The sequence below is a fragment of the Paraburkholderia sp. RL17-381-BIF-C genome (assembly GCF_046026435.1).
In the GTDB taxonomy this organism is placed as follows: domain Bacteria; phylum Pseudomonadota; class Gammaproteobacteria; order Burkholderiales; family Burkholderiaceae; genus Paraburkholderia.
In genome coordinates, this window is the sequence record NZ_JARESX010000140.1 from 1 (window position 1) to 7,740 (window position 7,740).

Annotated in this window: 8 protein-coding genes; 2 read left to right on the plus strand and 6 right to left on the minus strand. The window is 61.4% G+C overall.

The window, feature by feature from the left end; genetic code table 11:
* Nucleotides 1–149 precede the first annotated feature (149 nt).
* From P0D70_RS35850 to kynB, 4 genes are all read right to left on the minus strand, one after another.
* Nucleotides 150–602: a hypothetical protein gene (locus tag P0D70_RS35850; protein ID WP_408187999.1), complete on the minus strand. Its 453-nt coding sequence runs from the start codon at nt 600–602 to the stop codon at nt 150–152.
* 901 nt (nt 603–1,503) lie between these two features.
* The gene (kynA, locus tag P0D70_RS35855) at nt 1,504–2,445 is read right to left on the minus strand and encodes a tryptophan 2,3-dioxygenase (RefSeq protein ID WP_408188000.1); all 942 of its coding nucleotides are present in this window, start codon (nt 2,443–2,445) and stop codon (nt 1,504–1,506) included.
* 10 nt (nt 2,446–2,455) lie between these two features.
* Nucleotides 2,456–3,706 carry a kynureninase gene (kynU, locus tag P0D70_RS35860; protein ID WP_408188001.1) on the minus strand — a complete coding sequence of 417 codons (1,251 nt, stop codon included), beginning with the start codon at nt 3,704–3,706 and terminating at the stop codon, nt 2,456–2,458.
* A gap of 29 nt (nt 3,707–3,735) precedes the next feature.
* The gene (kynB, locus tag P0D70_RS35865; RefSeq protein WP_408188002.1) at nt 3,736–4,374 is read right to left on the minus strand and encodes an arylformamidase; all 639 of its coding nucleotides are present in this window, start codon (nt 4,372–4,374) and stop codon (nt 3,736–3,738) included.
* Between the two features lie 130 nt (nt 4,375–4,504).
* On the opposite strand from kynB, the gene P0D70_RS35870 reads away from it, so the two are divergent.
* On the plus strand, nt 4,505–5,020 hold the full coding sequence (locus tag P0D70_RS35870) for an Lrp/AsnC family transcriptional regulator (protein WP_091799504.1): 516 nt from the start codon (nt 4,505–4,507) through the stop codon (nt 5,018–5,020).
* Between the two features lie 20 nt (nt 5,021–5,040).
* Here the strand turns inward: P0D70_RS35870 and P0D70_RS35875 are convergent, their stop codons facing one another.
* Nucleotides 5,041–5,550, minus strand: a complete 510-nt coding sequence (locus tag P0D70_RS35875) for a flavin reductase family protein (RefSeq protein ID WP_408188003.1) — start codon at nt 5,548–5,550, stop codon at nt 5,041–5,043.
* A 263-nt stretch (nt 5,551–5,813) separates the two neighbouring features.
* On the opposite strand from P0D70_RS35875, the gene msrA reads away from it, so the two are divergent.
* Nucleotides 5,814–6,362 carry a peptide-methionine (S)-S-oxide reductase MsrA gene (gene msrA / locus P0D70_RS35880; protein WP_408188004.1) on the plus strand — a complete coding sequence of 183 codons (549 nt, stop codon included), beginning with the start codon at nt 5,814–5,816 and terminating at the stop codon, nt 6,360–6,362.
* 30 nt (nt 6,363–6,392) lie between these two features.
* Here msrA and P0D70_RS35885 read toward each other — a convergent pair whose 3' ends face one another.
* Complete coding sequence (locus P0D70_RS35885) at nt 6,393–7,679, minus strand: DUF72 domain-containing protein (protein ID WP_408188005.1); 1,287 nt, start codon at nt 7,677–7,679, stop codon at nt 6,393–6,395.
* Between the last annotated feature and the right edge of the window lie 61 nt (nt 7,680–7,740).

A 7,740-nucleotide genomic window follows, 5' to 3' on the forward strand; every position in this document is an offset into this window, starting at 1 on the left:
AGGCCGTCATACTTCCCGCCTCGCGCTCCGCGCTCGCCGGAACGGGTGGCTCAAAACCTGCACGATTGTCGGGGAGAGGTGGGGGCCGTCGGCTTCGCCTCGGCGAAAAGGCCGTTAATGCCTTCCGGTCTGCGAGGAGTGGGCCGCTCTCAATGTGCCGCTGCTGTTCGACACGCGAGCGTCTTGAATCGCACTCGCCCGTTCTCCATCTGCTTCGTTGCGCCAGTACGTTCGCGGCCCTCTGGCGCCCTTCGCGTCGCCTTCATCAACAGGTTTGCCGCATGGCGTGCCGTAATCCGGCTTTGAGGGATTCCCTTCGCGTCCAGCGCGATCACCTGGTACAGTTCACGGTCAATCTCAACCTCGCGCTGGTAATCCTCGCCAGTGTCGAGCAGCAACTCCAGCAACTCTCGCTGTTGCTGCCTCTCCTCTCTCGTCACAGCCGGACTCCTAACTATTGAAGACAAAAGCGTGACTAACTTGTCCAGTTGAGTCAGTTGACGTTCAATCAGTCCGAATGCGGACAGCGCGAGTTTCTCGTATTGAAGTGCGTCAACAGGTGGGCGCGATGTGGTTCGTGAATGCTTGGCTGATTTACTCATGGCGCGATCTCCCTGAAACTTGACTGGATCGCCCGACAGTCGCTTGCGCGGTGGTGAGCGGGCACATTGATGGGTTTAGCAGACCGGTGCGTAGTACCAGAAACCGGCGAGCCGCGAGGCTCCCCCACCACGGCCCGCCCATCGAAGAAAGGCGTGCAAAGGCAGCCGCACATTTGCTTGCACAAACGCACGGGATACTACGCATAACAGGCTGCTATACCTGCTGTCGTGAAGCACACGACAAGAATGAGTTTAATCACATCGCTTCGCACGTGATCACCTGAATAGGCTAAAACGCGCGCACCACGTCGATTTCTGAAATTTCCTGGAGGAGTGCGCGAATAAAAGACTACAGCGCCCGAGAAGCGTCAGCACAGAAACGCACTGATTGTGAAATAGCGAGCCGCTGTTTGGGGCATGTGACGGTCATTCTCGTGCGCGAGATCATTCCATCGCGGCTATCAGCGTCACGACCCTTGAGCTTTTAAGGCTCGAACCGAACGATTCGATTGCATGCGACACCGTTGGCCCGAGGCCATTGCGTGGCATCGCCGAGGCGAAGCCGAGGGCTCCCACCGCGCACCGATAGAACCCTTGGTTTTGAACAGACCCTTCCGGCGAGCGCGCAGTGCGAGGCGGGAAGAATGACAGCCTTGTCACTCACGCCGAGTGTGCGAGAACACGAATTCCAGATGGACCACTACCGTGGCTGCGCGGGGGACCCGCTTAAGGGCTGGCGGTTCAAAGCGGCTTTCTTTGCCTACTTTCTTTGCCGCGGCAAAGAAAGTAGGTGCCGCCCCGCACAGGGGCAACGCGAATAGACCACAAACAAATCAAGAAAAGGCCAACCCCCAAAGAGCACACCCCAAAAAAAGGCCAGCCGCCGAGGCAAATGCCCTAACTACAGCATAGTCCTAACATGCCAAAGCTCAGGAAACAAAACCACATCGAGCATCTTGCGCAGATAAGTAGCCCCACTAGTCCCACCGGTGCCCTGCTTAAACCCAATAATCCGCTCAACGGTAGTGACATGCCTGAATCGCCACTGCCGAAACGCATCCTCGAGATCGACAAGCTCCTCAGCCATCTCATACAGTTCCCAATACTGCGAAGGATTCCGATAAACCTCCAGCCAGGCTGCTTCAACAGAAGCATCGTGCACAGTAGGCTGTGTCCAGTCCCTCTCAAGCCGGGAAGGCGAAATCGCAAACCCACGCCGCGCCAGCAACCGCACCACTTCATCATAAAAAGAAGGCGCCTCCAGCGAAGCTGTCACCTCAGCCAGCACATCAGCCCGATGCGCATGCGGCTTCAGCATCAGCTCATTCTTATTGCCGAGCAAAAACTCGATCTGCCGATACTGATACGACTGAAACCCGGAAGAACTCCCCAAATAAGGCCGCATCGCCGTGTACTCGGACGGCGTCATCGTCGCGAGAACACTCCATGCCTGCACGAGCTGCTCCATGATCCGCGACACACGCGCGAGCATCTTGAACGCGGGCGGCAACTCATCGCGATGCACGGCCTGCAACGCCGCGCGCAACTCATACAACGCGAGCTTCATCCACAACTCGCTCGTCTGATGCTGAATGATGAACAGCATCTCGTTATGATCCGGCGACAACGGATGCTGCGCATCGAGCACCGTCCCGAGCGACAGATAATCGCCGTAACTCATCGACTCCGAAAAATCGAGCTGCGCGTCGTGCCAGCCATCGCCCGACTTAGCGGCGGAAACGGCCGGGGCGGCCGAATGTGAAGCCACACTCCCATGCCCGAACGGACATCCCTGTGCCGGTTTCTCTTCCGGCAACCCCGGTGTTTGCATGTGATCGGTCATCGCGCGCTCCTCAGGTCACAGCGCCGCGTGCGGCAAATTCAGGCGCACGCCAGGTCTCTTGCGTCAGGACATCGCGCAAGGTTTCCACGGCGTCCCACACGTCGACAAAGCGCGTATACAGCGGCGTAAAACCAAACCGCAGCACATGCGGTTCGCGATAATCGCCGATCACCCCGCGTGCAATCAACGCCTGCATCACCTCATAACCATGCGGATGTTCGAAGCTCGCATGCGAGCCGCGCTGCGCATGCTCGCGTGGGGTCACGAGCTTCAGCGGAAACTCGCCGCAACGCGTTTCAACGAGTTCGATGAACAGATCGGTCAATGCCAGCGACTTCTGGCGGATCGTCTGCATGTCGGTCTGCAGGAACACGTCGAGTCCGCATTCGACGAGCGACATCGACACCATCGGCTGCGTGCCGCACAAAAAGCGGCCGATGCCCTCGTCGGGCTGATACGCCGGATCCATCTTGAACGGCGCGCGATGTCCCCACCAGCCGGACAGCGGTTGCGAAAATTCGTTTTGATGGCGCTTGGGCACCCAGACGAACGCGGGCGAACCGGGGCCACCGTTCAGATACTTGTACGTGCAGCCGACCGCGTAATCCGCGCCAACGCCGTTCAGATCGACCGGCACCGCACCCGCTGAATGCGCGAGGTCCCACAGCGCGAGCGCGCCTTTGTCGTGGATCAGTTGGGTGAGTGCGGCCATGTCGTGCATGTAGCCGGTGCGGTAGTTCACGTGCGTGATCATCGCAATCGCGGTGTCGTCGCCGATCGCGGCAGGCAATTCGGAAGGATCGTCGACCAGACGCAATTCGTAGCCTCGGTCGAGCTGTTCGATCAGCCCCTGCGCAATGTACAGGTCGGTCGGGAAATTCGAGCGCTCAGAAACGATCACGCGACGCTTCGGATCTCGCGCATTCGCCACCCGCACCGCGGCGGACAGCAGCTTGAACAGGTTGATCGAAATCGTATCGGTGACGACTACTTCGTCTTCCGCCGCGCCGATCAGCGGCGCGAGCTTGTTGCCGAGGCGGCGCGGCAGCGCGAACCAGCCCGCGGTGTTCCAGCTGCGAATCAGGCCTTCGCCCCATTCGGCGGCGATCACGGTCTGCGCGCGTTGCGCGGCGGCGGCCGGCGGCACGCCGAGGGAGTTGCCGTCGAGATAGATGGTCGTCGACGACAGCGCGAATTGGTCGCGCAACGCCGCCAGCGGGTCGGCACTATCGAGCGCCAATGCTTCTTCACGGTGGTTCATGGTGATTCCGTCAGTCAGATCAGAGGTAGTCAGTGAGACTCGGGCAGCGCGCGCAATATTGCGCGTACCGGGCTTGCGTCGAGCGTGGTCAGCTTGAGCGGCAGCGCGATCAGTTCGTAGTCGCCGGGGGCGACGTCGTCGAGCACGATGCCTTCGAGAATCGCCATGCGATGCTCGCGGATCCGGTGGTGAGCGTCCATCGTCTTCGACTCCTGCGGGTCGAGCGACGGCGTGTCGATGCCGATCAGCTTCACGCCGCGCGAAGCCAGCAGGTCGATCGTGTCCGGAGCGACCGCGCAGAACGCGCTGTCCCAAGCCGTAGTCGGCGCGTTTCTGTAAGTGCGCAGTAAGACTCGCGGCGGCAGGTCGTCGAGCGAGCCAGTCAGGTGTTGTGGCGTCACAACAGGCGCGGCGCCGATGCAATGAATCACGCGGCATCGGCCGAGGTACGCATCGAGCGGGACTTCGCCGATCGCGGCGCCTGCGGCGTCGTAGTGCAGCGGGGCGTCGGTGTGCGCGCCCGTGTGCGGCGACAGCGTCAGCCGCGCGACGTTGACGGGCGAGCCCGTCTCCATGCGCCACACGCGCTCGATACCCACCGGCGTGTCGCCCGGCCACACGGGCGTGGCGGTATCGACGGCGGGGGTGATGTCCCAGAGTGTTGGCATAGTCGCATCGGCGGTTTGTGTCTATCAGGGAATGATAGGTGGCTTGCCGCGAAATGTGATTGCGAAAAAATCTCCTTCTACGCCGTGTCTTGGAACATAATTTGATATAAATGGGAAAGGGAGACCGAATATGAACGCGATCTCGCTCGACGCCACCGATTGCCGTATCTTGACGGTGCTTCAGCAAGAAGGACGGATCAGCAATCTCGACCTCGCGGAGCGCATCTCGCTCTCGCCGTCAGCCTGCCTGCGACGCCTGCGGCTGCTCGAAGAGCAGGGCGTCATCGAACATTACCGCGCGTGTCTGAACCGCGAAGTGCTGGGTTTCGAACTGGAAGCGTTCGTGCAGGTGTCCATGCGCAACGACCAGGAGAACTGGCATGAGCGCTTTGCGGAAGCGGTGCGCGACTGGCCGGAAGTGGTCGGCGCGTTCGTGGTGACCGGCGAGACGCACTATCTGCTGCGAGTTCTCGCGCACAACCTCAAGCATTATTCGGATTTCGTGCTGCAGCGGCTCTATAAGGCGCCGGGCGTGATGGATATTCGTTCGAATATCGTGCTGCAGACTCTCAAGGAAGATTCGGGCGTGCCCGTCTCGTTAGTGAAGAAAAGCAGCGGGCACGGCGCCACGCATAACGATCGCTGAGTGCGAGGGCGGCCGCGCGGTCAAAGCGGCTCGAGTCCGTGAAACTGGCCGTTCTGAAAGACGAGCGGCGAGATCTCGGCGGCATTCTCATGCACGCCGCAGCGCTCCACTTCGCCGACGAAAATCACGTGGTCGCCTTCCTCGTAGCGGCTGCGGTTATGGCATTCGAACCAGGCGAGCGCGCCGTCCAGCACCGGCATGCCGGTGTCGCCTTCCGCATGCGACACGCCTTCGAAGCGGTCGCCCTTCACGGTCGCAAAGCGTTTGCACAGATCGAGCTGCGACGCGGCCAGCACGTTGACCACGTAGTGACTATTGGCGCGGAAGACGGGCATCGACGCCGAGCGCGTGGCGAGACTCCACAACACGAGCGGCGGATTGAGCGAAACCGAGTTGAACGAACTGGCCGTGATGCCGATCAATTGGCCGGACGCCGCGCGCGTTGTAATGACGGTGACACCGGTGGCGAATTGGCTGAGCGCCTGTTTAAAGGCGTTCTGGTCGAAGTTGGGCGGGCTGGCGCGCTTCATTGGGCGCAGGCCTCTGGCGCAAACCGGCTAAAGCCCGGGATGAAGCTGTCGCGCGCGCGGCCGAAAACAAATGATTCGAAAGTCATAGTGAAAATCGTCGATTTGTCCCAATTTTAACTGCAATCGCGGCGGATTGGCCGCGACCCCATCCGTTGTATGAAAAAACCGCTAAGCTGGAAAGCTCGTGGGTGGAACGAGTGTTGCGGCGAAGCGTGGACCGGCATCGGCCGATTGTGCGATTGTGAGTTCAAGGAGCGGGCAGCATGAGTCAGACAGGCGAAGTCGCCACTCTTGGCGGCGGTTGTTTCTGGTGCCTCGAAGCGGTGTACCTGGGCGTCGACGGCGTGAACGCGGTGGAGTCGGGCTATGCGGGCGGCCAGACCCTGCAACCGACGTATGAGCAGGTATGCGACGGCGAGACGGGCCACGCCGAAGTCGTGAAGGTCGACTTCGATCCGGCCAAAATCAGTTACCGCGAGATTATCGACATCTTCTTCGCGATCCATGATCCGACGCAGTTGAATCGGCAAGGCAACGACGTCGGCACGCAATACCGCTCGGTGATCTTCACGCACTCCGAAGCGCAACGGGAAATCGCGCTGCAGGCGATCCGCGAGATTGGCGAACAGCAGATTTACGACGGGCAGATCGTCACCCAGGTGCTGCCGCTCGACGGCAACTACTGGCCTGCCGAGGCCTATCACCAGAACTATTTCGCGCACCACCCGAATCAAGGGTATTGCTCGTTCGTGGTGGCGCCGAAAGTGGCGAAGTTTCGTCAGAAGTTTGCTCACCGGGTCAGGGTGGGTTAACGAGCTGAGCCGCCGGTCACACGCTGCTTGTTAAGTTTCCGCGTGTGGCGGGCAGTCGTTTTCGTTGGGCGGCGCGGACGCATTGTCGTGCGAAGGTTCATGCTCGTGTTCATGAGCCAGCCGCGCATACGCCTCGATAATGGCCCGCGCCAACTCCAGACAGCTCAGCGGCGCCGAGCCTTCCGCCTTGTTGTTGATCGCGATTACCACCGGCTGGCCGGCGAGCGCATAGCGCGCGGCCAGTTCGGCGAGTGACGCGCGGGTTGCGGGATCCGGGTCGACCAACTGGTTGAACGGCTCGTACTTGGCCTTCGCCTGTTCGTATTTGAAGCCACCGTGCAGACTCCAGCGCACGATCAGCGGTCCGGCCGGTTCGCCGTCCAGCAGTGCGAGCGCTGCAGCCTGGCGCAGTGGATCGGGCATACGCGCGTGAATGCCCACGCAATAGCGCACGCCCGCGGTCTTGAGCGTACGGATGAAACGCGGCGTGAGCAGGCTCGCGTCACGGATCTCGATTGCGTAGCAGGTGCCTTCCGGCAGCTTCGGCAAGGCTGTCAGGAATTCGGCCAGCCGTTCGATGAACGCCGCCGGCTGCGCCAGCATCTGGTCCGGCAGTGGCGAAAGCTGAAACACCAGTGCGCCGGCCTTGGCGCCGAGGCCTTCGAGACAAGGCGTGACGAAGTCGTCGATCGCCATTTGCGCGTTCAGAAAACACGGGTTCATCGAGACCGGCTCGCCGCGTTCGGCGCGCACCGTGGCGTCGGTGATCGTCATCGGCGCTTTGACGATAAAGCGGAAGTGCTCGGGCACCTGCTGCGCGTAGCGCAAATATTCGGTGACCGTGAGCGCCTGATAAAACGACCGGTCGATGCTGACCGTTTTCAGCAGCGGATGCGCGCCGTAGGCCGTGAGACCCTCGCGGGAGAGCTTGCTGTTGCTGTATTCGTCGCCGTAGACGATGCCGTTCCAGCCCGGAAACGACCACGTGGACGTGCCGAGGTGGATCTGCGCAGGTAGCTGGGCCGCGAGCGCGAGCAACTCGGGCGAGGGTGGGGCGGCGAGGATTTCGCGGGTGCGGCGCTTTTTCGGGGCGTCGGTAGGGACGTTCGCGGTGTCGGCTTCAGGCGGGGCGTCGCCTTCGTCCGGCTGCGATACGGCGGCGGCCCCGGCACTCCCGCGCGGCTGCTTGACTCGTGCATCGGCCTTCTGCGGCGGCTCCACCGGCATTCCGAACAGATCGAACTGCACGGCTTCGCCTGCGGCGCCCGATTCGCCTTCAACCGGCTGTTCAACTTCGCTTGTCCCGCTCTGGTCCATCGGTGTTCGACCTGCTGTTCAAAGGTTGCGCCGCGTCGCCCGCTCATGCACGGCGCCGTGG